Below are 25,939 nucleotides of genomic sequence, written 5' to 3'. Positions count from 1 at the left end.
TTTCCTTAGCTCTTTCCCCCGAAGCGCGCACGCAGTTCGCGCTTGAGTACTTTGAGGCTCGGACCCAGTGGAAGCTCGGTCACGATCTCCACTCTGCGCGGGTACTTGTGTTTGCCCAGGCGCTCCTGCGCCCAGGCCTGGAGTTCAGCGGGGTCGACGGCGCCCTCCTTGTCGGGCACCACCACCGCGCAGACCTCCTCACCCAGTTCGGCGTCGGGCACGCCGATCACCGCTACCTGGGAAATCCCGGGGAATTTCAGCAGGACCTCTTCCACTTCGCGCGGGTAGACGTTGAAGCCGCCGCGGATGATCAGGTCCTTCTTGCGGTCCACGATGTGGATGAAGCCGTCGTCGTCGATGAAGCCGATGTCTCCGGTGCGGAACCAGCCGTCAACGATCGCCTCGGCGGTGGCCTCCGGGCGGTTGAGGTATCCGACGAAGACGTTGTGGCCGCGGATGACGATTTCGCCGTGCTCGCCGCGCGGCAGGAGTTCGATCCGGTCGTCGATGTCGGCGCGGGCGATCTCCACTTCCACACCCCAGATGGGGTGGCCGACCGAGCCGACGCGGGCGCCGTAGAGCGTCTGGTTGGTGCTGGCCGTGGGCGAGGTCTCCGACAGGCCGTAGCCCTCGTAGATGGTGGTGGAGAACGCTTCTTCGAACCGGCGGAGTACCACTTCGGGGAGGGAAGCGCCACCGGAGACACAGAAGCGCAGGGAGGGAAGTTTGGTGTGGTGGGCTGCGGCTTCTGCCAGCCGGACGAACATGGTGGGGACGCCGTCGAAGATGGTGGCGCCGTACTCGCACATCATCCGGATGGCTTCGTCGGGGTCGAACCGCTCCTGCAGGATGAGGGTGGCGCCCACCCGGAAGGTGGTGTTGAGCGCCACTGACTGGCCGAAGGTGTGGAACAGGGGCAGGGAGCCCATGACGACGTCTTCGCCGCTCATGGGGTGGACGTCGAACGCGTTGACGGTGGCGTTCATCACCAGGTTGAGGTGGGTGAGCATGGCGCCTTTGGGGACGCCCGTGGTGCCGCTGGTGTAGAAGATCACCGCAATGTCGTCGGGGGCGCGGGACACGTAGGAGGGCAGCGGTTCGCTGTCCGCCACGAGCGGGGCCAGCGCGTCGGGCCGCTGCGGGTCCCCGACAGTGCGCACGGTGACGTCGTTGCCGTCGACCGCGGCGTGGGCGAGGTCAGCGAACAGGCTTTGGGCGAGGACGAGGCGCGCCCCGGTGTCGGAGAGGAGGAAGGCGACCTCTTGGGGGCGGAGCATCGGGGGGATGGTGACGACGGTCCCGCCCACGGCGAGGATGCCGTAGTAGCAGCGGACGAAGTCGGCGACGTTGCCTGCGAGCAGGGCGACCCGGTCCCCGGGGGAGACGCCGAGAGAGCGGAGGGCGGCCGCGTGGCGCAGGGACTCGTGCCACAGGGTGGCGTAGGAGATCCGCTCACCGTCAGCGATGAGTGCGGTGCGTTCCGGGTGGCGACGCGCAGCCTCGGCCAGGATCGTGGCGAGTGACAGTTGCATGGTGGCTCCTTCGGTGCGGCTGGTCCTTGGGCACAGCAGAAAAGCCGCTGTCCCATGCGTGAGGGAGTCGCGCGTCACATTTAATCTAACAGTGTTCGGTTTGGGAAGACCGACCGGTATGCCACCTTGGTTCTGCGCCTGACCCATACTTGAGGCGATCCACGCCAAGCGCGTTCACCACAGAGAACGCGCTGGGGAGGCCGGGGAGAAGGGGAAGGACGGGGATCACAGTGGCACGCCCTAGGACACCGCTGCTCAGCCGAACGCGTATCCAGGAAGCCGCCCTAGCCCTGGTCGACCGCGACGGGCTGCAAGGACTGTCCATGCGCAAGCTCGCCCAGGAGCTCAACGTCCAGGCCCCGTCTCTGTACAGCTACTACCGCACCAAAGAAGAGCTGCTGAACGACGTCGTCGACCGCATTACCGCCAACATCGACGTTTCTGGCTTCAAAGACGGGGACTGGAAACGCGGACTCATCGTATGGGCGCGCTCCTACCGCGACGCTCTCGCGGCCCATCCCAACATGGTCGCCTTCATAGCGTCCGGGCCGGGACGCCGCGAAGAGGCCCTGCGGCGGGCCGACGCGATCCACGGCGGCCTCGTCTCCGCGGGCTGGCCGGCCCGGCTCGCCACGATGATCGGCGCCTCCACCCGCTACCTCGTGGTGGGCGCCGCGATCAACTCCTTTGCCCGCGGCTTCGATGCAGACGCCCGCGTCTACCAGGACCGCTACCCCAACCTGTCCCAGGCGCACCGTCTGCCGGAACTCGCCGCTGAGATCGACAACGACAGTTTCGAACTCGCCCTGCGCGCCTTCATCGCGGGCCTGGAAGTGCTCTACCCCGACAAGGCCGGCGCCGCGCGCCGCCCGGAGGCCGCCGCAGCATCCGCGGGGCAGCACGCCAAGGCGGGGTCCCGCGCCTCCGCGGGAGCCGCCGACCCTTCCAGAGCACCGCTGGAGGACCACACTCCGGAACGCTGACCGGTGGGCACGGGACCGGTACGCTGCGGCTTCTGCCAGTCCCGTGCCCGCCGCACGGGGCCGCACCCGCAGGGCGCGGTCGCTGCCCCACCACCGGGGCAGCTACGCTCAGTGCTTATGCGCCCCCTGGACACCAAAGCGATCCTGGAAGGACGCACCCCGGGCCGCCACTCTCTCGGCTTGGTCAGCGGCATCGCGGTGAGCGTCCTGTGCATGCTGGTGATGCTCGGCTACCTCCTGTTCAGCGGTTTCTCCGGTGCTGGGAGCGAGGGAGTCGTCGCCTTCTTCATCAGCCTGGTAGCAGCCGTCATCCCGGTCAGCATCATCATCCCCCTCGTCCTGCTGCTGGACCGCCTCGAACCGGAGCCGAACTCGGTCCTGCTGTTCGCATTCCTCTGGGGTGCCGGCGTAGCGGTGCTGGCCTCGTTCATTCTCAACACCCTCGGCATGGAGCTGTACACCGTCCCGAGGTTCGGGGAAGACTTCGGCGCCTACGTGAGTGCCACGGTGGGAGCACCCCTGGTTGAGGAGAGCGCCAAGGGGATCGCCCTGCTCCTGCTGCTGTGGCGGCGCCGCCACGAGATCGACACCGCCACCGACGGCATCATCTACGCGGCGATGGTCGCTACCGGGTTCGCGTTTGTGGAGAACGTCTCCTACTTCCTCAGCGCCCTGTTCTCCGAAGGCGCTTCCGGGTTCGCGGTGACCTTCGTGCTGCGCGGCATCATCGCCCCGCTCGGGCACCCGATCTACACCGCGATGATCGGCTTGGGCGTCGCCTACGCTGCGACCCACCCGGGCCTGGTGGCGCGGATCGCCATGCCGGTCCTCGGCTGGCTGGGCGCGGTCGTGCTGCACGCGCTGTGGAACGGCTCGACCGCGTTCGGCTGGACCGGGCTGGGAGTGGTGTACGCGCTGCTGTTCTGCGTCCTCGTCGCGCTCATCGGGGTGACCGTGCATGACCGCCGCCGCCAGGTCGCGGCGATCGCTACCTACCTGCCGCCCTACATCTCCACAGGTCTGGTGACGCCCGCCGATATCCGGATGCTCAGCACGATGAGCGGACGCAAACAGGCGCGGGCCTGGGCACGGCGTACCGCAGGGGTGCGGGGCCGCCGGGCCATGGAGGACTACCAGTTGGCCGCCACAGAACTCGCCCTCCTCCACCGGAGGTTGGACCGCGGTGTGGCCATGCCCGCCTGGTGGGAGCGGCGCGACGCCATCCTGGCCCTCATGCACATGGCCCGCGAGGCGTTTCTGGGCCGCGCCGCCCGCCCGGTCGCCCCCGCCTGGGTGCAGCAGCCCACCGATTCCGGATTCCTGCGGCGCGCAGACTTCCAGCACGTCATCGCGCAGGCGCACGCCCAGCGCGGCAGCCTACCGCCGCAGCCGCCCGCTACCGGTGGGCAGCAAGCTCCGTCGCAACCGTCGGGCTGGTGACAGCCACGCGTTCCGCGGTGGCGAAGTACAGCCGCAGGATCGCGGTCCACACCAGCAGGGAGCCCAAGACGTGCAGCACGACCATCCAGGAAGGCAGTCCCAGCAGGTACTGCGCGTAGCCGAGCGCTCCCTGGGCGAGTAGTGCGGCGAGCAGCAGCCACGCCTGGACCTGCACGAGGCGCGGTGCGCGGCTCCGCGCCGCCATGACGAGGACGGCGACGGTCAGCGCGGTGGTGAGCCACGCCAGGAGGGAGTGGATGCGGGTGACCGCGTCGAGCGGGAAGTCCCAGCGCGGCGCGGTAGCGTCACCGCCGTGCGGACCGGTCCCGGTGACGACGACTCCGGCGACGATGAGGACCAGCCCGACCGGGACGAGCACAGTGGCGGCGAGGCGGAGCCGCGGGGTGACGGTGAGCCGCAGTTCTCCTTCGGGCTCCCGGCAGCGCACGTAGTAGGCCATGGTGAGGATCACCACGAGGACCGAGAGGACGAAGTGCGCGCCCACCGACGCAGGGTGCAGGTCACTCCAGACGGTGATCCCGCCGACGACCGCCTGGCCGAGCACGCCCGCCGGCACCAGGGCGGCCAGGACCAGCAGGTCGCGTCTGCGGGGACGCATACGCAGTGTCGCCAGGAGGACGATCACCCCGACAGCGAGCAGCAGGAAGGTGAGAGTCCGGTTGCCGAACTCGATAGCCGCGTGGAATGCGGAGTGGTGGGTGCCGACGGGGACGAAGCTCTCCGGGGTGCACTTGGGCCATTCCGAGCAGCCCAGCCCCGACTCGGTGACCCGCACAGTCGCTCCAGTGACCGCGATTCCGGAATTGACGATGACGTTGCCCAACGCCCACCAGCGCAGGGAAGCGGTCGTGGGATGCCAGATCGTGCGAGCCAACAGCGCCAGTACCACTATGCCGACGGCGCAGAACGCCACCTGCCAGGCCCACAGCGGCAGGTTGAGGATCGTGAAGTCGTCCGCCGCGAGCGCGACAGACCAGGGAGAGGCTGTCATACGACAGATCGTAGTAGAAGGGTGACGAGGCTTCCGCTGGGGTCCCCACCAGCGGTGAGCTGCAACGATGCCGGACGTTCGCGCAGGTCCGCACCAGCGTGAAGAGCCTGGCGGGGGCCGTTTTCCCGAATCACCCAGACCGGATCGCGGGGGAGCCGAGGTGAAGTCCAGGGCCGGACCGGCTCCTTTCCGGCCCGTGCGGTCGGCTGCACGGCAGTGGGGCGGCAGTCCCCGGAGCTGTTCGGCTCTCCTCGACCGCAACAGCGGCCGCTGCGGGTGTCCGGCACAACCGGAGAAGGCGCATACCCGGCCCCGCCCAAGAACCGGGGCCGACGGAGAGTCGCGGCGAGGGCAGGGCGGCCCCTGTCAAAGCTCTGTCTTCCGCCAGCAGCGGAGCGGTCTATGGGGGTTGGCCTCCCAGCGCAGCGGGGGCACCGCGGCAGGCTCACAGCCGGGCGGAGCGGGTCGCACCCACACTGGCGACCACCACGCAGGCCACCGCGGCCCACTGGGCGACGGTGAGGAATTCCCCGAGCAGGACCAGGCCCACGAGTGCGGCCGCCGCCGGTTCTAGGCTCATCAGGATGCCGAACACCCCGGGCGGAATGCGGCGCAACGCCTGCATTTCCAGGGAGTAGGGGATGACCGAGGAGAGCAGCCCCACGGCAAGACCGGTCAGCAGCACGCTCGGGTCGAGCAGGGCCGGGCTGCTGTGGGCGAGGCCCATCGGCGCGACGAGCACTGCGCCGATCACACTGGCCACCGTCAGTCCGGAAGTCCCGGGGAAGCGTCGGCCGGTGGCTGCGCTGAGCAGGATGTAGCACGCCCACGCAGCGCCCGCGAGGGCGGCGAACGCCACCCCTGCCAGGGTGACCCCGCCGTCGTCCCATCCCAGCAGCGCAACCCCCGTGCCGGCGAGCACCACCCACACCAGGTCCCGCCAGCGGCGCGATCCCGCCACGGCCACGGCCAGCGGGCCCAGGAATTCGATGGTCACGGCCACGCCCAGCGGGATGCGCGCAAACGATTCGTAGATGGCGTAGTTCATGACCGCCAGCGACGTGCCGAAACCGACCGCGACCAGCCAGTCCGTGCGAGAGTGCCCGCGCAGTGGGGGAGGGGCGAAGCACAGCAGCACCAGGGCCGAAGCCAGCAGGCGCAGCCACACCACGGTGCTTGGGGGGAGGACCGCGAACAGGTTCTTCGCCACCCCTGCGCCGAACTGGACCGACAGGATGCTCACCCCGACCAGCCAGGTCGCCGGGATGGCAGTGCCCGCGGCGCGGACGAGCGCCGCAGCCCGGGAGAACGGACCCGGTGCAGACTGCCCAGGAGAGTCGCTATTCACCCGATCATCCTATGAAGCGAGATCGCGGGCGGGTTGGGGCGGGAAGGAACGGGGAGAACGCCGGTGCCGGGCGGCGACTGGAGCCGCCGGCGGCGAACCCAACGGTGAGGAGAGTGTTGTGGCTTTCCGTGTCGACTCTGAGATCGGCCGTCTGCGCCAGGTCCTCGTCCACCGGCCCGACTTGGAAATCCAGCGCCTGACACCCAGCAACAAGGGCACCCTGCTCTTCGACGAAGTGCTGTGGGTGGAGCGCGCCCGCGAGGAGCACGACCTGTTCGTCCAGCTCCTGCGGGACCGGGGGGTGACCGTGCATGAATTCGGCAGCCTGCTCGCGGAGACTCTGCACATCCCCGAGGCGAAGAGGTTCATCCTCGACGAGGTGCTGGAGGAGCGCTTCTACGGTCCGATGGCTCTCGACGCCATCCGTGCCTGTCTTGACGCGATGGACCCCGGTGAGCTGCGCCGTTTCCTCACCGGCGGCATCACCAAGCGGGAGATCCTCCAGCGGATCTCCGAGCCGAAGTCGGTGTGGTTCCACGCCCTGGACCTGGACGCGTTCGTGCTGCCGCCGCTCCCGAACCTCATCTTCACGCGCGACACCTCGAGCTGGATCGGCAACGGGGTGTCCATCAACGTGATGCGCAACCGTGCCCGGATGCGGGAGACCACGCTGTACGAAGCGGTCTACCGGTGGCACCCGCTCTTCGCCGCAACCGATTTCCCCGTGTGGAATCCGGGGGTGTCCTGGGCGCCCGCCACGATCGAGGGCGGCGATGTCATGCCGGTCGGCAACGGCTCTGTGCTGGTGGGGATGAGTGAGCGCACCCGCCCGCAGGCGGTGGAGCTGCTGGCGCGGGAGCTGTTCGCCCGCGGTGGCGCCCAGCGCATTCTGGGGATCCAGATGCCCGAGGCCCGCGCCATCATGCACCTGGACACCGTGATGACCAACGTGGATCACGGGGTTTTCACGAAGTACGCGGGTCTGGGCATGCTGCCCTCCTACACCATCGAGCCGGGGGACAGCGACAAGGAGCTGAAGATCACGGACCACGCTCCAGAGGACATGCACCGGGCCATCGCCGCCGCGGTGGGGGTCGACGACATCACGGTCCTCACTCCCACCCAGGATGTCTTCTCGGCTGAACGCGAGCAGTGGGACGACGGGTGCAATCTCCTCGCACTAGCGCCGGGCGTGGTTGTGGCCTATGAACGGAATGTCTCGTCCAATGCGTATCTGCAGGCCAACGGGATTGAGGTCATCACTATCCCGGGCAATGAGCTCGGCCGCGGCCGAGGCGGGCCGCACTGCCTGACGTGTCCGCTGGAGCGGGATCCGGTGACCCTCTAGCAGATCGAATGAATATTCGATAATCTGTATACCTTTCCAGAAGAGTTGAGGTAACGGACAGGAGAGCCGGCCGCGATGGCGTTCAACCTGCGTAATCGCAGTTTTGTCAAGGAACTCGACTTCACCCCCCAGGAGCTGATGTTCCTGATCACATTGGCGGCCGACCTGAAGGCCGCCAAGTATGCGGGGACCGAGCAGCCGCAGCTCAGCGGCAAGAACATTGCCCTGATCTTTGAGAAGACCTCCACCCGCACCCGCTGCGCCTTCGAGGTTGCCGCCCACGACCAGGGTGCTCACGTCACCTACCTGGACCCGAGCGGCTCCCAGATCGGGCACAAGGAGTCCATCAAGGACACGGCCCGTGTCCTGGGCCGCATGTTCGACGCGATTGAGTACCGCGGCGCCAGCCAGGCCACGGTGGAAGAACTGGCCGAGTATGCGGGCGTGCCGGTGTGGAACGGCCTCACCGACGAATGGCACCCCACCCAGATGCTCGCCGACTTCCTCACCATCATGGAGCACACCGACAAGCCGCTGCGCGAGGTCACCCTGGCGTACATGGGGGATGCCCGCAACAACCTCGGCAACTCCCTCACCGTCACCGGAGCCATGCTCGGTATCGACGTGCGCATGGTTGCCCCCCGCGAACTGTGGCCTGACGAGGAGCGGGTCGCCGCCCCCGCCCGCGCAATCGCCGAGACCACGGGGGCGCGGGTCACGTTCACCGACGACATCGCGGAAGGACTGGCCGGGGCGGACTTCATCTACACCGACGTGTGGGTGTCGATGGGAGAACCCAGCGAAGTGTGGGACGAGCGCATCCGCCAGCTGCTGCCCTACCAGGTCAACGCTGAGGCCCTCAAAGCCACCGGCAACCCTGACGTCAAGTTCCTCCACTGCCTGCCGGCTTTCCACGACCTCGGTACCGAGGTGGCACGGGAGATCCACGCCCGCACCGGCCTGACCGCGCTCGAAGTCACCGACGAGGTGTTCGAGTCGCCGGCCTCCATCGTCTTCGACCAGGCCGAGAACCGGATGCACACGATCAAGGCGCTCATGGTCGCCACCCTGGGCAGGTGACCGCGGCGGCCGCGTCCGAGCCCGCGCGGACGCGGCTGTTCCGCACCGGCACGGCTGCGCCGGGCGCGGAGGTAGCGCAGGAACCGTCCGGGCAGCCGGTCACCGCTCCGCAGGCCGCTCGCATGCTGGCGGCCGGGCCACCGCCGCCACCAGAAGCAGCATCCAGGCGGTGAACGAGACGAGCGGCTGCCCCAGCGTCATTATGAGCCCGGCAGTGCTGCTCGTCGCCCAGCCGGTGGCCACCTGCAGGACGATCCAGCCGAAAGGCAGGGCAGCGGCACCCACGTTCACGCACAGCGCCGCCACAACCAGGCCAGCGCGAACAGGCCTGCGCCACCACACCAGGAGTCCGCCCACGGCTAAGAGCACGAGCGGCGGCCCCACGTAGCGCACCAACACGAACCAGGGGATGCCTAAGGACGCCACGCGGGGAGTCTAGTGCGCCAGCAGTCCGGTCGGCGGCGCGGGCGGTACCGCGTCACAGCCCCGGGAAGCGGCGCCTGGACGGGAAGACTCACTCCCAGCGGAAGAACCGGCCTGCCAGAGCCGCGCCGACCACGCTCCAGGCCAGCAGGACGAGCACGGGGCCGAGCGGCATTGCGGCCCCTTCCGCCAGGACCGTGCGCAGGCCCGTGGAGAGCGCGGTGATAGGCAGGGCTTCCACGAAGGGGAGGAGCGCTGGGGGGAACAGGTCGACGGGGAACACGACCCCGCCCAGCCCGAGCAGGATGACGTAGACCAGGTTGGCGGCTGCCAGAGTCGCCTCGGCCCGCAGTGTCCCAGCCATCAGCAGCGCCAGCGCGCTGAAGGCAGCGGTGGCCAGCACCATCAGCAGCACCACGCTGAGCACGCCGACGGCCCCGCCCTGCGGTGACCATCCCAGCAGGAAGGCCACCGTGCTGATGAGCACGGCTTGCAGCAGTTGGATGACCAGTACCGCCAGGGTTTTCGCGGCCAGAAGCCCCAGCCGGGTCAACGGGGTGGCGCCCAGGCGTTTGAGCACCCCGTAGCGCCGTTCAAAGCCGGTGCTGATGGCCTGGCCGGTGAAGGCGGTGGACATCGTCGCCAACGCGAGCACTCCCGGGGCCAGGAAATCCACGCGCGACGCCGTGCCCGCGTCGAGGATCGGGACGATGCTGAATCCGACCAGGAGCAGCACGGGGATGACGAGGGTCAAGAGGAGCTGCTCGCCGTTGCGGAGCAGAAGGCGCAGTTCCAGCCCTGCCTGGGCCAGCACCCGGCGGACTACGGGAGCAGCCTTGGGGCGGGGAGTGAAGTCAAGCGGTGTGGTGGAGGACATCAGTCGCGAAGATCCCGGCCGGTGAGTTCAAGGAAGACGTCTTCGAGGGTGCGGCGGTGCACTCGCAGGTCCTCGGGGAGGAGTCCGCGGGACGCACACCAGGTGCTCACGGTCGCTACCAGGCCCGGCCCTATTTCGTCGGGGTCAGCGCAGGTGACCGTGTACTGTCCAGCGTCGCGCTCGGTGACGCTGCAGCCCGGTGGAAGGGCAGCGGCGAGGTCAGACACGTCCAGTCCGGGAGCAGCCCGGAACCGCAGCTCCCGATCGCCGCGGGTGAGGGCGGCTGTGGGGCCGTCGGCGACGACCCGGCCGTGGTCGATGATGACCACGTGGTCGGCAAGCCGTTCCGCTTCTTCCATGTAGTGGGTGGTCAGCACGACGCCCACCCCTGCGGTGCGCAGCTCGCCGATCAGCTCCCAGGTGGCCATGCGGGCCTGCGGGTCGAGGCCGGTGGTGGGCTCGTCCAGGAACACCAGTTCGGGACGGCCGATGATGGCAGCGGCCAAGGACAGGCGCTGCTGCTGTCCTCCGGACAGCCGGCGGAACGGGGTGCGGGCTACCGCGGAGAGGCCCAGCCGGTCCAGGAGCGCTTCAGGGGGGAGGGGATGGGCGTAGAAGGCAGCGAGAAGACGCAGCCACTCCCCAGCGCGCACCCCGGTGGGCACGCCGCCGCTCTGCGGCATGACCCCGACCCGTGGCCGAAGCGCGGCCGCGTCGCGGATCGGGTCGAGGCCGAGGACACGGACCCGGCCCGCGTCTGCGTGCCGGAACCCTTCACAGATTTCGATCGTCGAGGTCTTGCCCGCACCGTTGGGGCCGAGGAGCGCGGTGACCGCGCCGCGGGCAGCGGTGAACGACAGGCCCGCTACGGCAGTGACCGTACCGTAGCGCTTGACCAGGTCGGTGACCTCGACGGCAGGGGTGTCCATGGCGAAGAGTCTACGGCGGGGGGTGCAGGGGGCGTACCCGACTGCGACATCCGCGCGGAAACCGCTCAAGAGTGTTTCATGTTGTGAGATGACATTCTCATGATGTGGTTGTTTTGCGGGGTGGAGGCGCGGATGATGCTGATCATCGAAACCGAGCAAATGAGAAAAAGGCCAGTAAGGCAAGGCTAACTTGTGTGTCCTACAGCACTCGGCGCGGTTTGCTCATCGGGAGGGAATTAGGCCACACTGATGTTGTGAAAAACATGGGTGGGGCAGAGCGTACGGAGGGCAGTGCCAGAACCGGTGCTGCCTTGACGCCTGTCGGCCACGAACTGGGATCCGAGACCGGAACCCGGGCACGGGTCGCCCGACTCATCCTCGAGCACGGCCCGATCACCGCCTCCGCTCTGGGCGAGCGGCTCGGGCTGACCCCGGCGGCAATCCGCCGCCACCTCGACAACCTCGTGAGTGAAGGCATGGTCGAGGCCCGCGACGCCCACCCCGTGAGGCGTCGCCGGAGGGGAAGACCCGCCCGTGTCTTTGTGATCACCGGGGCCGGACGCGACGCGTTCGTGCACGGCTACGACGACCTCGCCGCCAGTGCACTGCGCTTCCTCGCGGAGAAGGCAGGACCGCAGGCCGTCGCCGAGTTCGCGCAACGCCAGGTGGCCGAACTCGAACGTCGCTACCGTCCGCTGCTGGCCGACGCACCCCCGCACCAGCGGGTCCGGCTGCTCGCTGAGGCACTGTCGAACGACGGCTACGCCGCCTCGGCGGGGGCAGCCCCGGCCGGAGGGGAGCAGTTGTGCCAGCACCACTGCCCAGTCGCCCACGTGGCGGCTGAATTCCCTGAACTGTGCGACGCAGAAGTCGAGGCTTTTGCCCGACTTCTTGGCACTCCGGTGCGTCGCCTTGCCACCATCGCGCACGGCGATAGCGTCTGCACCACCCACGTCAGCCCTCGTGACATCGGCTCCCTGAGCGCCGAGGCCCGTAGCCAGCGAGGCACGGGCACACCACGCCAAACAGGACGTCCCGTCCAGGAGGATCCGCGTAAATGACGTCTACCGCGCACCCCGAGCTCGAAGGGCTCGGCACTTACGAATACGGCTGGGCCGACCCCGACGTGGCCGGCGCCTCGGCGCGCCGTGGTCTCGACGAAGAGGTCGTCCGCGACATTTCGGCGAAGAAGAACGAGCCGGAGTGGATGCTGGACCTGCGCCTGAAGGCGCTGCGGCTGTTCACCAAGAAGCCGTTGCCGACGTGGGGTGCTGACCTGTCGAGGATCAACTTCGACAACATCAAGTACTTCGTGCGGTCCACGGAGAAGCAGGCCCGCTCGTGGGAAGAGCTTCCCGAAGACATCCGCCGCACCTACGACCGGCTGGGGATTCCTGAGGCGGAGAAGCAGCGCCTCGTCGCCGGGGTGGCAGCCCAGTACGAGTCCGAGGTGGTCTACCACCAGATCCGCGAGGACCTGGAAGCCCAGGGCGTCATCTTCCTGGACACCGACACCGCGCTGAAGGAGCACCCGGACCTGTTCAAGGAGTACTTCGGCACGGTCATCCCGCCCGGCGACAACAAGTTCGCGGCACTGAACACCGCGGTGTGGAGCGGCGGCTCCTTCATCTACGTGCCCAAGAACGTGCACGTGGAGATTCCGCTCCAGGCCTACTTCCGGATCAACACCGAGAACATGGGCCAGTTCGAGCGGACGCTCATCATCGTCGACGAGGGCGCCTACGTCCACTACGTCGAGGGCTGCACCGCGCCGATCTACAAGTCGGAGTCGCTGCACTCGGCGGTCGTCGAGATCATCGTCAAGAAGAACGCCCGCTGCCGCTACACGACCATCCAGAACTGGTCGAACAACGTCTACAACCTGGTCACCAAGCGTGCCGTCGCCTACGAGGGCGCCACCATGGAGTGGATCGACGGCAACATCGGCTCCCAGGTCACCATGAAGTACCCGGCGGTCTACCTCATGGGCGAGCACGCCAAGGGCGAGACCCTGTCCCTCGCGTTCGCGGGTGAGGGCCAGCACCAGGACACCGGTTCCAAGATGGTGCACTGCGCCCCCAACACCTCCTCCACCATCGTCTCCAAGTCGGTGGCGCGCAGCGGCGGCCGTGCCTCCTACCGCGGCCTCGTCCAAGTACAGGAGGGGGCAGAGCGCTCCAAGTCCACGGTCAAGTGCGATGCGCTGCTGATCGACACCATCAGCCGCTCCGACACCTACCCCTACGTCGACGTCCGAGAAGACGACGTCGAGATGGGCCACGAGGCCACCGTCTCCAAGGTGAGCGAGGACCAGCTCTTCTACCTGATGAGCCGGGGCCTGGACGAGGACGAGGCCATGGCGATGATCGTCCGCGGGTTCGTGGAGCCCATCGCCCGCGAGCTGCCCATGGAGTACGCCCTGGAACTGAACCGGCTCATCGAGCTGCAGATGGAAGGAGCGGTCGGCTAACCATGGCCACCCCCAATCTCGGAATCCGGGAACACAGCCACGGCGGCGATCTTCCCGTCTCCAAACTCGTCCACGGGTCCTTCGACCCCAACGACTTCCCCAAGCCCACCGGCCGCGAGGAAGAGTGGCGGTTCACCCCGCTGCGCCGGCTCCGCGGCCTCCACGAAGGGGGCAGCGCCGACGGCGCCGTCGACGTCAAGGTGATCGCCCCGGACGAAGTCACCGTTGAGACGGTGGGCCGCGACGACGCCCGGCTGGGCACCTCGTTCCTGCCCAACGACCGGGTCAGCGCGCTGGCCTACCAGGCGTTCCGCGAAGCTGTCGTCGTGACGGTGCCGAAGAACACCGAGGTCAGTGAACCAGTGTTCCTCACCGTCACCGGAGCCCAGCAGGACCAGGCCCACGGCCACGTGCTCGTTCGGGTGGAATCCGCCGCGTCCGCCACCGTCGTGCTGGAGTACCGGGGCAGCTCGGTGTACGCCGACAACGTCGAATTCGTTGTCGAAGACGGCGGACGGCTCAACGTCGTCAGCCTCCAGGACTGGGACCGCGACGCCGTCCACGTGTCGCACCAGTACACCACGGTCGGTCGGGACGCCAGCTTCCGGAGCATCGTGGTGACGCTCGGCGGTGACCTCGTGCGCCTGTCGCCCAAGGTCTCCTACTCCGGCCCCGGAGGCGACGCCGAACTGTTCGGCCTGTACTTCACAGGCGCAGGACAGCACCACGAGCACCGCTCGCTGGTCGACCACAACGTGTCCCACACGCGCAGCCGGGTCGACTACAAGGGTGCGCTCAGCGGCGAAGACGCCCACGCCGTGTGGATCGGCGACGTGATCATCGGTGAGGGCACTCAGGGCACCGACTCCTACGAGCACAACCGCAACCTCGTGCTCACGGACGGCACCCGAGTAGACTCCGTGCCCAACCTGGAGATCTTCACCGGCGAGGTCGAAGGCGCCGGCCACGCCAGCACCAGCGGGCGTCTGGACGACATCCACCTGTTCTACCTGCAGTCGCGGGGCATCCCCGCCGACGAGGCCCGCCGCCTGGTGATCCGGGGCTTCTTCGCGGAGATCATCGACCGCATCGAAGTCCCCGAACTGCGCGACCGCATCATGGCCGAGGTTGAGGAGAAGCTGGCGCTGCATGAGTAGCGAGGAAACCTACACCAGGGTCTGTGCACTCAGCGACCTCCCCGAAGAAGGCGCACTAGGCGTGGAGGTCAACGGCACTCCCGTGGCGGTAGTGCGCAGCGAGGGCGAGATCTACGCGATCAGCGACCTCTGCTCGCACGCCGAGGTCAACCTCTCCGAGGGAGAAGTGGAAGACGGCACCATCGAGTGCTGGCTGCACGGCTCCTGCTTCGACCTGCGCACCGGCAAACCGCTCAACCCGCCGGCCACCCAGGCGGTCCCCACCTACCGAGTGAAGATCGACGGCGACGACGTACTCGTCTCGCTGGACACCGAGAAGGCGTAAGAAGAGACACTATGACCACATTCGAGATCCGCGGTCTGCGCGCTGACGTCCTCATCAGCGAAGAGGAGCGTCGCGAGATCCTCAAGGGCGTCAACCTGACCATCCGCTCCGGGGAGACCCATGCCATCATGGGCCCCAACGGGTCCGGCAAGTCCACCCTGGCCTACGCCATCGCCGGGCACCCCCGCTACGAGATCACCGACGGCGAGGTGCTGCTCGACGGCGAGAACGTGCTGGAGATGAGCGTCGACGAGCGGGCCCGCGCCGGCGTGTTCCTCGCCATGCAGTACCCGGTCGAGGTTCCCGGCGTGTCCATGTCCAACTTCCTGCGCAGCGCTGTCACCGCGGTGCGCGGCGAGGCCCCCAAGCTGCGGGCGTTCTCCAAGGAACTGCAGGAGGCCATGAAGGGGCTGTCCATCGACCCGTCCTTCGCCGCCCGCGGCGTCAACGAGGGCTTCTCCGGCGGTGAGAAGAAGCGGCACGAGATCCTCCAGCTGGAGCTGCTCAAGCCCAAGGTGGCCATCCTCGACGAGACCGACTCCGGCCTCGACGTCGACGCCCTCAAGATCGTCTCCGAAGGCATCAACCGGGCCAAGGAGGCCAACGACATGGGCGTCATGCTCATCACGCACTACAGCCGCATCCTCAACTACGTGAAGCCCGACTTCGTCCACGTCTTCGCGGACGGCAAGATCGTCGAGTCCGGCGGCATGGACCTTGCTGAGACACTGGAGACTGAGGGTTACGAGCGTTTCGTGAAGGTAGGCGCCTAACCGTGACACGCGAGCTGGATGTCGAGACGATCCGGGCAGACTTCCCGATCCTGTCCCGGACCGTCCGCAATGAGCGTCCGCTGGTGTACCTCGACTCCGGGGCCACATCCCAGAAACCCCGGCAAGTCCTCGACGCCGAGCGGGAGTTCTACGAACGCTATAACGCGGCGGTGCACAGGGGCGCGCACCAGCTCGCGGAGGAGGCCACTGACGCCTATGAGGCGGCCCGGGCCACCATCGCGGCCTTCGTCGGTGCCCCTGCTGACGAAGTGGTGTTCACCAAGAACGCCACAGAAGCGATCAACCTCGTCGCCTACGCCATGAGCAACGCGGTCACCGCGGGCGAGGAATTCTCCCGCTTCGCCGTGAAACCCGGCGACGAGATTGTGGTCACTGAAATGGAGCACCACGCCAACCTGGTGCCCTGGCAGGAGTTGTGCCGCCGCACCGGAGCGACACTGCGCTGGTTCGGGGTTACCGACGAGGGCCGCCTCGACCTGTCCAACTTGGACGACCTCATCAACGAGCGCACCAAGCTCGTGGCGCTCATCCACCAGTCCAACGTGCTGGGCACCGTCAACCCGGTCCAGTTGATCGCGGAGCGGGCGCACGCGGTCGGCGCGCTGGTCCTCGTGGACGGCGCCCAGTCGGTCCCGCACATGCCGGTCAACGTCACCGAGCTGGGCGTGGACTTCCTCGTGTTCTCCGGGCACAAGATGTGCGGCCCCAACGGCATCGGCGTGCTGTGGGGGCGCCGGGAGCTGCTGTGCGCCATGCCGCCGTTCATCACCGGCGGCTCCATGATCGGCACGGTGCACATGGAGCACAGCACGTGGGCCGACCCGCCGCAGCGGTTCGAAGCCGGCGTCCCGATGGCGCCCCAGGCAGTCGGCCTGGCCGCGGCATGCGACTACCTCAACTCCATCGGGATGGACGCCATCGCCGCGCACGAGCACGCTCTCGTGGAATATGCGCTCAAACACATTGGTTCCATCGAGGGTGTACGAATCGTCGGACCGGCCGACGCCGAGGCACGTGGGGGCGCCGTCTCGTTCACCGTTGACGGGATCCACCCCCACGATGTGGGCCAGGTACTGGACGACCTGGGGGTGGCCGTGCGGGTGGGGCACCACTGTGCATGGCCGCTGCACCGCAGGTTTGAGGCGGTAGCCACCACGCGCGCCTCGTTCTACCTGTACAACTCCTTCGCCGACGTGGACGCCCTGGCCGAAGGGATCCGGGAGGCGCAGCGATTCTTCGGCGTGGCCCGAAGCTAGGAAGAGCGTGCCATGAGACTCGACGCGATGTACCAGGAGATCATCCTGGACCACTACCGCAACCCGCACCACAAAGGGCTGCGGGAACCCTTCGACGCCGAGAGCCACCACGTCAACCCCACCTGCGGCGACGAGATCACCCTCCGTGTGCTGCTCAAGCCCGCGGACAAGGAGAGCGACGGCAGCGCCGCGATCGCCGACATCTCCTACGACAGCATGGGCTGCTCCATCAGCCAGGCGAGCGCCTCGGTCATGGCCGACCTGCTCATCGGCAAGACGGTCGACGAGGCGATGGCGATCCTCGACGAGTTCACCGCGCTCATGCAGTCCAAAGGGCAAGGCGAACCCGACGAGGACGTGCTGCAGGACGCGGTGGCTTTCGCTGGGGTGTCGAAGTATCCCGCCCGGGTCAAGTGCGCCCTGCTCGCCTGGATGGCGTGGAAGGACGCGACCGCCAAGTCTCTGGCAACCCAGCGGCAGGAGGAGGCCGTATGAGCACCGGAAACGAGGAGACCACCTCGACGCAGACGCAGACCGCCGAGGTGGACGAAGCGCTGGTGGAGGAGATCACTGACGCGCTCAAGGACGTCATCGACCCTGAGCTCGGCGTCAACGTGGTCGACCTCGGACTGGTCTACGGGGTCAACGTAGACGAGCGCAGCATCGTCATCGACATGACGCTGACCAGCGCGGCCTGTCCGCTCACCGACGTGTTGGAGGAGCAGGTCGCCAGCACGCTGGACGAGTTCGACCGCGACGTCAAGATCAACTGGGTCTGGATGCCGCCGTGGGGGCCGGACAAGATCACTGAGGACGGCCGAGACCAGTTGCGGATGCTCGGTTTCAACGTCTGATCCCGCAACGCATCCTGCCACCACGCCGTACCCGCGCCCGCGGTGTTATGCACCGCGGGCGTTTGCTGTGCCGTGGCGGGGTAGTGCGTGACCGACAGCGCCCAGCGGGCAGGGGAGGGGCGCGGCCGGTCAGGAGGAGGCGGAAACAGCCATGGCGCACCTGGTAGTGCTCGGGGTAGCCGACCGGGACCGGGCCGAACAGGCGCTTGACATCGCCGACGACTTGGCCCGGCGGGAGCTGCTGCGGCTCAAGGATGCCGCCTACGTCTACAAAGACGCCCGGGGCAGGCCCCGCATCCAGCAGACGCTGAACGTGACCGGGGTGGGGGCCGCGGGCGGCGCCCTGTGGGGCACTCTGATCGGGGCGCTGTTCCTCTCCCCGGTGCTGGGGCTCGCAGTGGGGACCGCGATCGGCGCTGTGGCGGGCCGACTCACCGATATCGGTATCGACGACGATCTGATCCGCCAGATCGGACACCAGCTCGACGACGGGCGGGCCGCCGTGTTCCTGCTCGTCCACTCCGAGACACGGGACCGGGTCGTGGAAGCCCTCCGGCCCTTGGAACCCACCGTGCTGGAAACCAGCCTGACCCGGGACGACGAACGGGAACTGATCCGCGCCCTCCACGCCGACGAACCCGAGCCTCCCACAGCCCCAGGGCACGTGTGAGCAGGGCCCGGCACTGGACTGCGCCAGGGCTGGGCAGGCCTCACCCGCGGGACGTGCCCCGCACAGCGGCGGCTAGCCGAGCGCCCCCGGAACAGTCCCTGCCGGAGGCTGCGGCGGGGGACCGGAGTGGGGAACCGATGCGGCAGGCAAGGCCAGACGCAACTGTTCCGCGATGTCGTCGTCCCCGCGCTTGGCCAACAGGTTGAGCAGCTCGGCCGGGGCCCCCGTGAACCCCTCGTCGGTTTCACTGATCCGACGGAAGATGATGTCGAGCGCCTCTTCAGCCGTGGCCGGGGCAGTGTAGCCGGTCAGGCTCAACGCCAAGCCGAGCGGACCGTTGTCCGTGGGAATCGACGAAGCCTGCAACAACCGGGCATCCAACCGGTCGCCGTTGACAGTGATGAACAACCGGTCGCCGGCTTGGGCGCCGAGCCGGCGCAGCAGCGGCCGCAGCGAGTCGAACGCCGCCTGGTCCCGCCAGACCAGGACCAGCAGGTCCGCCCCTGGGCCGGTGAGGCACAGCAGCCGCCCGGGCCGCAACCCCAGGTGCGCCGCATACCCCGGCGGGACAGCGACCGGGGCACCGTTGAGCTGGTCGGAAGTGACGTCGACCCGGTGCCACCACCGTCCGTCGGGGGCCCGGAAGCACCGCGCGGACGTCGCCACGCTCAGCGTGGGTTCGGCGGAGCTCTGCGGTTCGGCCGGCCGCCGGCGAATAGGCAGACCGCTGCTGGTGGTCGCGCCCGGCGCAGCCGAGGGGAACGCGGACGACCCGGCGTATCCCCCCGCCGGTTCGGCGGTGCTCAACGGCACGCTCTCGTCGACCAGTACCCGCCCGTCTTGGATGGTGACCCCCGGGGTGTTCAAAAGCCACGGCCGCAACGCTTGCGGGCGGATGCCGATGCCCGCCAGCCGGGACTCCGCCTCGCTGAGCGTGGGCTGGTCGGTGAGGAGACGCCGGGTCTGCTGGCGCAGATGCCCCGGGTCGGTGGCCAGCAGCCAACTGCCTTCCAGCCGCCGGTCCGTGAACAGAGTCATGACGATCTGCCACAGCGGAATCCCCAGCGACGGCACAGTGACCTGGTGGTCGGGGTGCGCGTTGATGAGAGTGTCGAGGGTGCTGGCCACCCCCAACTGGTCGGACACTTCCCGCAGATGCTGCGCCATCGGCGCACCCACCGGGGAGTTGAGCCACTGCAGCAGCCGCTCCTCAACGGTGCGCTGGGCGCTCCGCAGCTCCCGGATGTCCATCTGAAGCTGGTCGGCGAGAAGCCGGATACTGGTCGGCTCCGAGGTGAACAGCCGCTCTGTGGCGATGAGCTGTTCCAACTCGCTCCAGTCACGGCACAACTGGTCGAACAGGTCGACCAGGGGGTGCGCGCCCGGCTCAGGGGTGGACGCGGTGGGAGCGTCCTCTGCGGCAGCGGCCGGTTTCGCCGCCTGCTGGCGCAGCGCCTTCGGCGGCCCGAACGCTGGACGGCGTAGGGTACCGCCGGGGCCCAGCAGCGGGCTGCCGCCGCGACGAGCCAGGAGGGGCGTCGACTCTTTAGAGTCTGCGGAACGGGACGGGGAGGAAGCGGTGGCGGTGTTCTGGGCCGCGGCAAGATCGTGGTCGCGCTGGGCGCGCAGAGCCCGCAGGGTCCGGATCGCGCGAGACGCAGGGGAAGACTGGGCGCTTTTCACCGTGTCAGTGGTGGGCCCCGCAGAGTCAGAGCCCGTGGCCTCGGTCAAGTAGGCCATCGCGTTGCGCACGTGGTCCGGCGCGGAGGCGGGCATCCAGTTCGCGATGGTGCGCACCGCTTCAATGATCAAGGCGGGAGACGGGGCGGGCCCGTTGAGGGGGCCGCTGGTGAAGGGAAGAATCGACTGCCACATCACCGCGCCAACCACCTCGAGCAGGTCGCAGTTGTTGGGGAACTCCCACGACCGCATGGTCTGCGGAGAGGTGTGGATCAGCCGCTCCCAGCTTCCCGCGGTGCTGCGCACCGCACCGCGGATAGGCTCAGCGATGTCGTCTAAATCCACCGTGAGCCCGCGCAAGGTCGGGACGAACTCGCAGATTTCCAGGTGGTCCCACTGCTCTACGGAGAGCCGGGCCAGACAGTGCGCCAGCCAGGTTGGACCGGCGATGTCGAGCACACGAGGCAGGGGAAGCGACCGCCACCAGCTATCCACCAACCGGGGATGCCGCAGCACGGTCGCGGCATCCGGCGACTTACTCCACCGCAAAGCAGGAACGAGGTCGGTGAGGCTGATCGGCGAAACGGCGTTCATCGACGGGGGACCTCGACCTCCTGGGACACGACTCGCTGAATATGCGAGAACGATACAAATGTCCGATCAAGCGCTACACATGACGCTCCTCGGCTGTGGATAAAAGGGCTGGGCAGGCCCTGTCGGCCGGCGCAGCGCACCGGCGAGGCAGGCGCTGGCGCGGCGTGACGGTGCCGATCCCTGCAGATCGTATGGGGGATTAGCGCGTTCTGTGTAGTGCTCAACGGGAAATCCTGAGAGTACCCTAAGAATGCGTCTGTCGGGCAATCTACCCATAAGTCTGGTTAGGGGAGAGTGGGGGTTTCCGCTGCGGGCCTGCCGCACCGGCGGACCACGCCCGCCCCTCCCTCAACCCTCATGGCTGAAAATCGGGAGCCCGCCCAGGAGTCCCCTCGCACCGCGAGAAACGAGCACGGCCGCGGCGCTGCCCACCCGGCACCCAGCGAGCAGAACCGCGCCCCGCCGGACCGCGCCTGCCCACACCTCTTTCCCGGAACGCCCCGCACAGCCTGGGCCGTCCGCTGCTCGACGCCGCGGCATCCTCCGCCACCCGCCTCAACTCGGCGACGGTATGCTTATCTACTCTTAGTACCCCCGCACCTCACCCCGATCATCGACTCGTGACACGGAAGTCGTTGGCGTGCCAGACGTAGTAACCGGCACGCGTTCTGGCCGGATGCCGACAGCGGGCAGAGCGGCGGGGTACAGCCCGGAGGCGGACGCGTCGTCCGGAACAGCATGCCCCACAGGGCGGCCCCGTGTTCCGGTCAGGCGGAGCCCAAAGCGCACCGGTAAAGCCGATGGTGTCCCGGATGCATTGGTGTGCGGTGCTGGATGCCATGGGCTTTCTGCTTGAGCGGTCGCGTCACAATCCGGCACCGAAAGGACCGGGCAGCCTCCTGGATCCGCGTCAGGGCGCGACAACCGCACAAAGACCCGCGAAGCGCCGAAGCTGAAAAGGAGAGGGTCACTTGACCAGCTCGCATAAGGGAATCTCCCCCCTGCGGTCGACACAGGACACCCACGGCTTCGAACAAGGGCCGCTCCACCGCACACCGGCAGCCCAGCCCAGTGTGATCCGGTCGTATGTGGCTATCGGGGACAGCCTCACCGAAGGGCTGGACGACCCGAACCCCGACGGCACCTACCGGGGGTTCGCCGACCGACTCGCCGAGCACCTCAGCACGAAAACACCGGGATTCCGCTACGCCAACCTCGCGGTGCGCGGACGTCGCATCCGCCACATTTTCGGGGAGCAGCTGGAGCAGACCCTGGAATTCGCCCCCGACCTGGTGACCGTGCACGCCGGGGGCAACGATGTGCTGCGGCCCAACACCAACCTCGACCAGCTCGCCCGGCAGTACGAGCGGGGAATCCGCCGACTGCGTGACGCGGGAATCCGGGTGGTCATGCTGTCCGGACACGACACCGGCTGGGTTCCGGTACTGCGGATGTACCGCGGCCGTATCGCCGTGTTCAGCATGCATTTGCGGGCAATCGCCGAACGCAACGGCGTGGAGATTGTGGACTTGTGGGCGCTGGATTCGCTCAACGATCCGCGGGCCTGGAGCGTGGACCGCCTGCACTTCAACTCGATGGGGCACCAGATCGTCGCGGCCCGGATCGCTGACCTGCTCGGCCACCCCATCGGCCCCCGCGAGCTGTGGGCCAACCCCTGGCCCACCCCCTACGTTCCCCTTCCCCGGCCACTGCGCCGCCGGGAGACCCGCCGGTGGGCGGTGCGGTTCCTCGTCCCCTGGCTGGGGCGCAGACTCATGGGCCGGTCCACGGGGGACGGGCGCCTGCCGAAACGGCCGCGGATGACGGAACTCGCGCCCGTCGTCCGCGACGCTGAGGAACACCAACTGGATTAGCGGCACCGCCCCGCTTGCCCCTGGTGGTGGGGACCGCCACCAGGGCGGGGTGTGGTGGCCCCGCCAGACCCGCCAAAGAACCAGGGGAGGGTAGGAGCACAACACCGGGAAACCGTCCCCGCCGACGGCTGTGCCCCGGTCCGGCACAGCACCGGAAGACCACGGCCTAACAGCCGGGACGCTTCTCCGCCCTTCTACGTGCCCCTACGGAACGGAGCGCTTCCCGCTCGCGAGGAGGCGCCGACGCCGCGTCAGCGGGCAGACAGGCCGCGGATGATGTCGCTGATGTGGACCACGCCCCGGCACTGGCCGAACTCGTTGACCGCGATGAGATCGTCGTAGACCCGATCCTGGTCGGTGCCGGCGATCCGCAGCGCAGCCAGTGCGGGGGCCGTAAGCGGAACAGTCCGCGGCGGATCAGCGAGCTTCTGGGCTGGACGCTTCGCGTACAAGGCGTGCCCGTACGGGCCGGTGATCGACAGCAGGAACCGGGCCCGGTCCAAAGCCGCCACGGGACGCTCGCGATGGTCGAGCAGGATCACACTGTTGAGCGCGGAATCGGCGCTGAACGCTTCCAGCACCTCTTCCGAAGTGGCTTCGACCGTCATCGTCACCGCCGGAACCATGAACTCCGACACGCGCAGCCCAGCCCCGGAATCCGGGGCGAGCGGCTCTAAAGACAAGGCGGGAATCTGGGTGACCCGGTCTCCCGGCGCCCAGTCGTCCCCCGCGAACAGGGGCCCTTGCGCCATCCGCACCCCCACAGTGCGCAGCGCCGTCAACTGGGCTATCGACGTCACCCCGGACGCGAGAGGGAACGTTCCTGCCCCACGCGCGATCCGTGTCATGCCGTCCACGATCGCGGCACACTGCTCCTGGTCCGGCAGCCCGGACGTCAACGACCCTTCGATCCGGAACAGGAACGGCGCGGTCTCCACGAGAAGGTCCGGGGAGACCCGCGCAGTGTCGAACGCGTACCGGAACCCCATCTCCCGCACTCGGGCCAACGCAGCAACCAGGTGGTCACGAGGCAGGAAGCACAAATCCGCGTCCACCATGAGCGTGACGTCACGCGGCTGCCGTCCGCTCCGCTGCAGAGTGTCCCGCAGGAACCCGAGCGGTTCCTGGCCCGCCGTCAACAACCGGGCTGGGAAAGGCAGCACCAGGGGAAGAAAACTTTCCCGCGCCGCAGTCTCCCGGGCGACCCGTCCCAGGAGTTCGGTGAGCACGGCGACGTCCGCACCGGACCGCCGGTCAACGGGGACGACGGCCTCAACCGCTAAGACCGCACCAGAGTCCAGGTCGATGATCGGGCGCAAGACCACCGAAAGGGAAGCGGTGGGGAGAACACCCACTCGTGTGTCGTCGGAGAAGCTCGTCTGTGGAGACACGGCACCATGGTCGCCACTCCGACCCTGCACGAGGAGACAGCGAGATGAAAACCAGTTGAATTCTTCGGCTCACGCGACGTGACAGGAGACGAGAAGCCGGGCCGCCTCCCACCCCGCCAGACGCCGGACCCGCGGGGTGCCGCGGACAATCCCAGAAAACAGCAGAGCGCGCCCACCGCGTGGCGGGCGCGCCCAGCACCGGTCAAGGACGGCGGAACGCCAAGGCGATGTTGTGTCCGCCGAAACCGAAAGAGTTGTTCAGCGCAGCCACCGCGGAAGACGGCAGCTCCCGAGGCTTGTCCACCACCACGTCAACCACCACGCCGGGGTCGATCTCCTCAACGTTGATGGTTGCAGGCACCACCCCGTGGTACAGCGCCAAGACGGTGGCCACCGACTCCAACGCACCAGCACCACCCAGCAGGTGGCCGGTCATGGACTTGGTGGAGGTCACCGCGACAGCGTCAGCAGCCGAGTCGCCCAGGGCACTGCGGATCGCCACGGTCTCCGGCACGTCACCCGCCGGCGTGGAAGTGGCGTGCGCGTTGATGTGCGCGATATCGGACGGGCTCAGCCCAGCGTCCGCGATCGCGGCAGAGATCGCACGGGAAGCCCCAGCACCGACCGGGTCAGGCTGCACAATGTCGTAGGCGTCGCAGGTGTATCCGGCTCCCGCGGCCACCGCGTACACGCGGGCCCCGCGGGCCGCAGCGTGCTCAGCCGACTCCAGGATGAGAGTGGCTGCCCCCTCACCCATGACGAAACCGTCCCGGTTGACGTCGAACGGACGCGACGCGCCCTGCGGGTCGTCGTTGCGGGTGGACAAGGCACGCATCGCAGCGAACGCGGCAATGTTCAGCGGGTGGATCGCCGCCTCGCACCCTCCCGCGATCACCACGTCGGCGCGGCCGGAGCGGATCATGTTGATGCCGTCAGCGATGGCCTCCGCACTGGACGCGCAGGCGCTGACCGCGGCGTGAGCCCCCGCCCGGGCAGTGAACTCCAGCGCCACAGCGGCGGCCGGGCTGTTGGGCATGAGCATCGGCACGGTGAACGGGGAGACCCGCTTCCAGCCCTTCTCCCGGAAGATGTCGTACTGGTGGAGGGTGGTCAAGATGCCACCGATACCGCTGGACATCACGACACCCAGACGCAACGGGTCTACTTCAGGGGAGCCCGCGTCGTCCCACGCTTCCCGCGCGGTGATCAACGCCAACTGCTGGGTCCGGTCCAGGCGGCGCAGTCGGTGGCGTTCCAGCTTCTCGGACGGCTCCTCAGCGAGGAGGCCCGCGAAGTGCACCGGGAGCTTCTCATGCCACTCCTCGGGCAGGGAAGTGATGCCGGATCGACCTTCGAGCAGCGCCGACCAGGTCGTGGCGACGTCACCTCCCAGAGGACTGCTCGCTCCAAGGCCGGTGACGACGACTTCGCGGTTACTCATGGTCGATCGCCCTTCTCGTCGAAATGGTCGGTGCGCTGTGGTCCCGCGGTGTGCGGGCGGCCCGGGCATAGTCCCGGACGACACTCAGCGTGCCCGCCGACGGCTGCGGCGTCGGCGGGCCGACGGCTCAGCTCCGTTACTTCTGGATGTAGTTGATGACGTCCTGAACCGTCTTCAGGTCCTTGAGCTGGTCGTCGGGGATCTCCACGCCGAACTTGTCCTGTGCGGCGACGGCGATCTCGACCATCGACAGCGAGTCGATGTCGAGGTCGTCCACGAAGCTCTTCTCCGGGGTGACCTCGGCCGCGGGGACACCGGCGATCTCGTCGATGATTTCGGCGAGACCGTCCAGGATCTCCTTTTCCGAGTAGGCCATGTCAGGTTTCTCCTTACGTTCTCTCCTGCCGTGAGGCGGAGCCGCACGACGACTTCGGTGTGCTGCAAACGGAGCCGGGCACCGC

At 68.0% G+C, this 25,939-nt stretch carries 23 protein-coding genes and 1 pseudogene; 14 read left to right on the top strand and 10 right to left on the bottom strand.

Annotation, left to right across the window (positions count from 1 at the left end):
• Positions 1-5: 5 nt before the first annotated feature.
• Positions 6-1,532: a long-chain-fatty-acid--CoA ligase gene (locus tag TFU_RS09835; RefSeq protein ID WP_011292421.1), complete on the bottom strand. Its 1,527-nt coding sequence runs from the start codon at positions 1,530-1,532 to the stop codon at positions 6-8.
• 230 nt (positions 1,533-1,762) lie between these two features.
• On the opposite strand from TFU_RS09835, the pseudogene TFU_RS09830 reads away from it, so the two are divergent.
• Positions 1,763-2,374: pseudogene (locus TFU_RS09830) on the top strand (TetR/AcrR family transcriptional regulator); the annotation flags it as partial.
• Positions 2,375-2,632: 258 nt separating this feature from the next.
• Positions 2,633-3,955, top strand: a complete 1,323-nt coding sequence (locus TFU_RS09825) for a PrsW family intramembrane metalloprotease (RefSeq protein ID WP_041428133.1) — start codon at positions 2,633-2,635, stop codon at positions 3,953-3,955.
• On the opposite strand, the gene TFU_RS09820 is transcribed toward TFU_RS09825, so the two are convergent.
• Both TFU_RS09820 and TFU_RS09815 read right to left on the bottom strand, forming a co-directional pair.
• Positions 3,912-4,967: a COX15/CtaA family protein gene (locus TFU_RS09820; protein WP_011292418.1), complete on the bottom strand. Its 1,056-nt coding sequence runs from the start codon at positions 4,965-4,967 to the stop codon at positions 3,912-3,914. The genes TFU_RS09825 and TFU_RS09820 overlap by 44 nt on opposite strands.
• A 445-nt stretch (positions 4,968-5,412) precedes the next feature.
• Positions 5,413-6,315: an EamA family transporter gene (locus TFU_RS09815; protein WP_011292417.1), complete on the bottom strand. Its 903-nt coding sequence runs from the start codon at positions 6,313-6,315 to the stop codon at positions 5,413-5,415.
• Positions 6,316-6,433: 118 nt separating this feature from the next.
• On the opposite strand from TFU_RS09815, the gene TFU_RS09810 reads away from it, so the two are divergent.
• Both TFU_RS09810 and argF read left to right on the top strand, forming a co-directional pair.
• Positions 6,434-7,663 (top strand): arginine deiminase, encoded by a 1,230-nt coding sequence (locus TFU_RS09810; RefSeq protein WP_011292416.1) that lies wholly within the window; start codon positions 6,434-6,436, stop codon positions 7,661-7,663.
• 75 nt (positions 7,664-7,738) lie between these two features.
• Positions 7,739-8,743 (top strand): ornithine carbamoyltransferase, encoded by a 1,005-nt coding sequence (gene argF, locus TFU_RS09805; RefSeq protein ID WP_011292415.1) that lies wholly within the window; start codon positions 7,739-7,741, stop codon positions 8,741-8,743.
• Positions 8,744-8,842: 99 nt separating this feature from the next.
• Here the strand turns inward: argF and TFU_RS09800 are convergent, their stop codons facing one another.
• From TFU_RS09800 to TFU_RS09790, 3 genes are all read right to left on the bottom strand, one after another.
• Positions 8,843-9,169 carry a hypothetical protein gene (locus TFU_RS09800; protein ID WP_011292414.1) on the bottom strand — a complete coding sequence of 109 codons (327 nt, stop codon included), beginning with the start codon at positions 9,167-9,169 and terminating at the stop codon, positions 8,843-8,845.
• An 88-nt stretch (positions 9,170-9,257) separates the two neighbouring features.
• Positions 9,258-10,043 carry an ABC transporter permease gene (locus TFU_RS09795; protein WP_011292413.1) on the bottom strand — a complete coding sequence of 262 codons (786 nt, stop codon included), beginning with the start codon at positions 10,041-10,043 and terminating at the stop codon, positions 9,258-9,260.
• A complete protein-coding gene (locus TFU_RS09790; protein WP_011292412.1) occupies positions 10,043-10,972 on the bottom strand; it encodes an ABC transporter ATP-binding protein in 930 nt (309 codons plus the stop codon). The genes TFU_RS09795 and TFU_RS09790 overlap by 1 nt, the downstream gene beginning before the upstream one ends.
• Before the next feature lie 263 nt (positions 10,973-11,235).
• Between TFU_RS09790 and TFU_RS09785 the strand changes: the two genes are divergently transcribed.
• The 9 genes from TFU_RS09785 (at position 11,236) to TFU_RS09745 (ending at position 18,498) form a co-directional block, all read left to right on the top strand.
• Positions 11,236-12,033, top strand: a complete 798-nt coding sequence (locus TFU_RS09785) for a helix-turn-helix transcriptional regulator (RefSeq protein ID WP_011292411.1) — start codon at positions 11,236-11,238, stop codon at positions 12,031-12,033.
• Positions 12,030-13,442 carry a Fe-S cluster assembly protein SufB gene (gene sufB, locus TFU_RS09780; protein ID WP_011292410.1) on the top strand — a complete coding sequence of 471 codons (1,413 nt, stop codon included), beginning with the start codon at positions 12,030-12,032 and terminating at the stop codon, positions 13,440-13,442. Before TFU_RS09785 ends, sufB begins: the two co-directional genes overlap by 4 nt.
• A 2-nt stretch (positions 13,443-13,444) precedes the next feature.
• Positions 13,445-14,599, top strand: a complete 1,155-nt coding sequence (gene sufD / locus TFU_RS09775) for a Fe-S cluster assembly protein SufD (RefSeq protein ID WP_011292409.1) — start codon at positions 13,445-13,447, stop codon at positions 14,597-14,599.
• Positions 14,592-14,924 carry a non-heme iron oxygenase ferredoxin subunit gene (locus tag TFU_RS09770; protein ID WP_011292408.1) on the top strand — a complete coding sequence of 111 codons (333 nt, stop codon included), beginning with the start codon at positions 14,592-14,594 and terminating at the stop codon, positions 14,922-14,924. The genes sufD and TFU_RS09770 overlap by 8 nt, the downstream gene beginning before the upstream one ends.
• An 11-nt stretch (positions 14,925-14,935) precedes the next feature.
• Positions 14,936-15,697, top strand: a complete 762-nt coding sequence (sufC, locus tag TFU_RS09765; protein WP_011292407.1) for a Fe-S cluster assembly ATPase SufC — start codon at positions 14,936-14,938, stop codon at positions 15,695-15,697.
• 2 nt (positions 15,698-15,699) lie between these two features.
• The gene (locus TFU_RS09760) at positions 15,700-16,974 is read left to right on the top strand and encodes a cysteine desulfurase (protein WP_011292406.1); all 1,275 of its coding nucleotides are present in this window, start codon (positions 15,700-15,702) and stop codon (positions 16,972-16,974) included.
• A 12-nt stretch (positions 16,975-16,986) separates the two neighbouring features.
• Positions 16,987-17,469 carry a Fe-S cluster assembly sulfur transfer protein SufU gene (sufU, locus tag TFU_RS09755; protein WP_011292405.1) on the top strand — a complete coding sequence of 161 codons (483 nt, stop codon included), beginning with the start codon at positions 16,987-16,989 and terminating at the stop codon, positions 17,467-17,469.
• On the top strand, positions 17,466-17,828 hold the full coding sequence (locus TFU_RS09750) for a metal-sulfur cluster assembly factor (RefSeq protein ID WP_011292404.1): 363 nt from the start codon (positions 17,466-17,468) through the stop codon (positions 17,826-17,828). Before sufU ends, TFU_RS09750 begins: the two co-directional genes overlap by 4 nt.
• A gap of 151 nt (positions 17,829-17,979) precedes the next feature.
• Positions 17,980-18,498, top strand: a complete 519-nt coding sequence (locus tag TFU_RS09745; RefSeq protein ID WP_011292403.1) for a DUF1269 domain-containing protein — start codon at positions 17,980-17,982, stop codon at positions 18,496-18,498.
• A gap of 72 nt (positions 18,499-18,570) precedes the next feature.
• Here the strand turns inward: TFU_RS09745 and TFU_RS09740 are convergent, their stop codons facing one another.
• Positions 18,571-20,772 carry a hypothetical protein gene (locus tag TFU_RS09740; RefSeq protein WP_011292402.1) on the bottom strand — a complete coding sequence of 734 codons (2,202 nt, stop codon included), beginning with the start codon at positions 20,770-20,772 and terminating at the stop codon, positions 18,571-18,573.
• A gap of 1,088 nt (positions 20,773-21,860) precedes the next feature.
• Here TFU_RS09740 and TFU_RS09735 point away from each other — a divergent pair.
• Positions 21,861-22,646 carry an SGNH/GDSL hydrolase family protein gene (locus TFU_RS09735; RefSeq protein ID WP_238569754.1) on the top strand — a complete coding sequence of 262 codons (786 nt, stop codon included), beginning with the start codon at positions 21,861-21,863 and terminating at the stop codon, positions 22,644-22,646.
• Positions 22,647-22,897: 251 nt separating this feature from the next.
• Here the strand turns inward: TFU_RS09735 and TFU_RS09730 are convergent, their stop codons facing one another.
• The 3 genes from TFU_RS09730 to TFU_RS09720 form a co-directional block, all read right to left on the bottom strand.
• On the bottom strand, positions 22,898-24,037 hold the full coding sequence (locus TFU_RS09730) for an EAL domain-containing protein (protein ID WP_038043902.1): 1,140 nt from the start codon (positions 24,035-24,037) through the stop codon (positions 22,898-22,900).
• Positions 24,038-24,239: 202 nt separating this feature from the next.
• The gene (locus tag TFU_RS09725; protein ID WP_011292399.1) at positions 24,240-25,478 is read right to left on the bottom strand and encodes a beta-ketoacyl-[acyl-carrier-protein] synthase family protein; all 1,239 of its coding nucleotides are present in this window, start codon (positions 25,476-25,478) and stop codon (positions 24,240-24,242) included.
• A gap of 136 nt (positions 25,479-25,614) precedes the next feature.
• Positions 25,615-25,854, bottom strand: a complete 240-nt coding sequence (locus TFU_RS09720; RefSeq protein WP_011292398.1) for an acyl carrier protein — start codon at positions 25,852-25,854, stop codon at positions 25,615-25,617.
• Positions 25,855-25,939 lie beyond the last annotated feature (85 nt).

The sequence above is a fragment of the Thermobifida fusca YX genome, from assembly GCF_000012405.1.
GTDB classification, from domain to species: Bacteria; Actinomycetota; Actinomycetes; order Streptosporangiales; family Streptosporangiaceae; genus Thermobifida; species Thermobifida fusca.
The sequence above is the reverse complement of the archived record's forward strand: the minus strand, read 5'-3'. Positions and strand labels throughout refer to the sequence as shown.

Coding starts and splice junctions, on each gene's coding strand:
- TFU_RS09835 (WP_011292421.1), bottom strand. CDS start 1,532: ATGCAACTGTCACTCGCCACGATCCTGGCCGAGGCTGCGCGTCGCCAC.
- TFU_RS09825 (WP_041428133.1), top strand. CDS start 2,633: ATGCGCCCCCTGGACACCAAAGCGATCCTGGAAGGACGCACCCCGGGC.
- TFU_RS09820 (WP_011292418.1), bottom strand. CDS start 4,967: ATGACAGCCTCTCCCTGGTCTGTCGCGCTCGCGGCGGACGACTTCACG.
- argF (WP_011292415.1), top strand. CDS start 7,739: ATGGCGTTCAACCTGCGTAATCGCAGTTTTGTCAAGGAACTCGACTTC.
- TFU_RS09795 (WP_011292413.1), bottom strand. CDS start 10,043: ATGTCCTCCACCACACCGCTTGACTTCACTCCCCGCCCCAAGGCTGCT.
- TFU_RS09790 (WP_011292412.1), bottom strand. CDS start 10,972: ATGGACACCCCTGCCGTCGAGGTCACCGACCTGGTCAAGCGCTACGGT.
- TFU_RS09785 (WP_011292411.1), top strand. CDS start 11,236: ATGGGTGGGGCAGAGCGTACGGAGGGCAGTGCCAGAACCGGTGCTGCC.
- sufB (WP_011292410.1), top strand. CDS start 12,030: ATGACGTCTACCGCGCACCCCGAGCTCGAAGGGCTCGGCACTTACGAA.
- sufD (WP_011292409.1), top strand. CDS start 13,445: ATGGCCACCCCCAATCTCGGAATCCGGGAACACAGCCACGGCGGCGAT.
- TFU_RS09770 (WP_011292408.1), top strand. CDS start 14,592: ATGAGTAGCGAGGAAACCTACACCAGGGTCTGTGCACTCAGCGACCTC.
- sufC (WP_011292407.1), top strand. CDS start 14,936: ATGACCACATTCGAGATCCGCGGTCTGCGCGCTGACGTCCTCATCAGC.
- sufU (WP_011292405.1), top strand. CDS start 16,987: ATGAGACTCGACGCGATGTACCAGGAGATCATCCTGGACCACTACCGC.
- TFU_RS09750 (WP_011292404.1), top strand. CDS start 17,466: ATGAGCACCGGAAACGAGGAGACCACCTCGACGCAGACGCAGACCGCC.
- TFU_RS09745 (WP_011292403.1), top strand. CDS start 17,980: ATGGCGCACCTGGTAGTGCTCGGGGTAGCCGACCGGGACCGGGCCGAA.
- TFU_RS09740 (WP_011292402.1), bottom strand. CDS start 20,772: ATGAACGCCGTTTCGCCGATCAGCCTCACCGACCTCGTTCCTGCTTTG.
- TFU_RS09725 (WP_011292399.1), bottom strand. CDS start 25,478: ATGAGTAACCGCGAAGTCGTCGTCACCGGCCTTGGAGCGAGCAGTCCT.
- TFU_RS09720 (WP_011292398.1), bottom strand. CDS start 25,854: ATGGCCTACTCGGAAAAGGAGATCCTGGACGGTCTCGCCGAAATCATC.